The 1,953-nt window shown below is 60.6% G+C and carries 3 protein-coding genes; all 3 read right to left on the bottom strand.

What is annotated here, in order from left to right; translation table 11 throughout:
* Positions 1-40: 40 nt before the first annotated feature.
* A complete protein-coding gene (locus QD357_RS31950; RefSeq protein ID WP_004129808.1) occupies positions 41-370 on the bottom strand; it encodes a putative quinol monooxygenase in 330 nt (109 codons plus the stop codon).
* The gene (locus tag QD357_RS31945; RefSeq protein WP_414126023.1) at positions 367-1,482 is read right to left on the bottom strand and encodes an isocitrate/isopropylmalate dehydrogenase family protein; all 1,116 of its coding nucleotides are present in this window, start codon (positions 1,480-1,482) and stop codon (positions 367-369) included. The genes QD357_RS31950 and QD357_RS31945 overlap by 4 nt, the downstream gene beginning before the upstream one ends.
* 12 nt (positions 1,483-1,494) lie before the next feature.
* A partial coding sequence (locus QD357_RS31940; RefSeq protein ID WP_414126022.1) for a GntR family transcriptional regulator occupies positions 1,495-1,953 on the bottom strand: 459 nt, incomplete at its 5' end.

The raw sequence follows: 1,953 nt of genomic DNA, 5'->3' as shown, positions 1-1,953 counted from the left end.
GTGCCGAACGTGTCGAAGACAATCGCCTTGACGCTGCTGGTCATCTCGCGCCCTCCTTCTTGTGGGACGAAATGCGCTCGAACGTTTCCACTCGCTTTTCGGCCACCCAATCTCGAACCATCGCATCAAAGCTCGTGAAGTGCGGCGTCTTCAGGTGGAAGTCGAAATCGGCTCTTGAGCCATAGACTTCATAGATGTAGATTCGCTCGGGCCGCTCAGGATCGCGGCAGACATCGAACACTTCGCAGTTCGGTTCGTCGCGCAGCGACGTCGCCGCATTCTCGATTATCGCCGCATCGAAATTATCGGCGAACTGGTTTCGAACGACGAACTCTACGACCACGACAAAGCCTGTGGATGCCGAACTCATGCGACCTCCTTGCGGACGGCACCCAGAGCGCCGATCACGCTGCGCGTCATCTCCGCGCAATTGGCGCTTCCGCCATACTCCATTGGAACCGCGATCTTGGTCGACAAGGTGTGCTMGACCGCGGCCTCGATCAGCCCGGCGGCGTCAGCAAGCCGCTGATCCCCGTGCTTCACCGCCAGCCAGTCGAGCATCATCGCTCMCGACAGGAACATTGCGCCCGGATTGGCGACGCCCTTGCCCGCGATATCGGGAGCGGTMCCGTGTGCCGGCTGGAAGAGGCCGTGCGTATCGCCGATGTCCGCCGAAGGGGCCATACCCATGCCGCCGATCAGACCGGCCGCAAGGTCGGAAAGGATGTCGCCAAACATGTTCTCGGTCACCAGCACGTCAAGCGTCCAAGGCTTCTTCACCATGTTGAGCGCCAGCGMGTCGACATAGGCATAGTCCTTCTGCAACTCGGGGTGCTTGGCGGCGATCTCATCGAAAACCTTCCGGAAGAAAGCCATCGAACTGAAGACATTCGCCTTGTCGACGCAGGTCACCGTGCCGGCCTTGCCGCGACGTTTGCGCTGGGCGGCCAGCTGGAAAGCGAATTCGGTAACGCGCTCKGTGCCGGCCCGCGTGATCTGCATCGTGTCGTAGGCCTCTTGGTMGTTTAGCACTTCGCCACGGCCACGCGCATAAAACAGTCCTTCTGTCTGCTCGCGGACCAACACGAAGTCGATTCCTTCGGCGCGAGGATCGGACAGCACTTTCGGAAGGCCGGGAAACCACCGGATCGGACGGACACCTGCAAACAGGCCGAACTCCATGCGCAGGTCGAGCTGCGGAATGATTTCCGTCCCGTCCGGGAAGCGGATGTCGGGCCAGCCCATCGCGCCGAAGAGGATTGCGTCGGATGTCCGGCAGCCCTCGAGCGCGGCGGCGGGCAGGGCCTMGCCGGTCTCCGCGTAGTGCTGGGCACCGGCCTGATGCGTCTCGAACACGAGCGGTGGCGCGCCCGCCTGGCTGACGGCGGCGTCGATMAATTCCAGGCAGGCAGGCATGACTTCCCTGCCGATCCCGTCGCCGGGAAGGACTGCKATCTTGAGAGTGTTGTACAACGATGACATTTGAAACCTGTCCTAGAGGTGGTTGAGGCCGAGGCGCTCGAGAAGGTCGAGCAGTTCCTTGCCTGCCCGCTCGCGGTGCGCCTTGTGAATGTTTCTTGCTTTTTCGCGGTCGCCTTCGCGGATTGCTTGCACGAGTTCTGCATGTTCGCGGGTTGAGTTAACCGGCTTGGGACGCATCTTCAGCGTCACCATCCTGACGCGATGTGCGCGGTCGATGAAATTGAGGACGACCGACTTGAGCATCTGGTTGCCGCCAAGGTCGAGCAGTTGCTCATGAAATCTTGCGTCMGCCTGCGCCCAGCGCTCCAAATTATCTTGTGAAAGCGCATGGTCCATGTCGGCCGTCGCCTTTTCGAGACCCCGGAGTTGATCCTCGGAAAGCTGGCGGCTGGCGGCAAGCTCTGCAGCCGTACTCTCGAGCGACGTCAGGATTTCGTAAATTTCCTTCATGTCAGAAATAGAAATCGGCAG

This window comes from Rhizobium sp. BR 317, assembly GCF_047445835.1.
In the GTDB taxonomy this organism is placed as follows: Bacteria; Pseudomonadota; Alphaproteobacteria; order Rhizobiales; family Rhizobiaceae; genus Rhizobium; species Rhizobium paranaense.
The sequence above is the reverse complement of the archived record's forward strand: the minus strand, read 5'-3'. Positions and strand labels throughout refer to the sequence as shown.

Bases quoted from the DNA above. Each gene is read 5' to 3' on its own strand.
- QD357_RS31950 (WP_004129808.1), bottom strand. From the start codon at position 370: ATGAGTTCGGCATCCACAGGCTTTGTCGTGGTCGTAGAGTTCGTCGTT.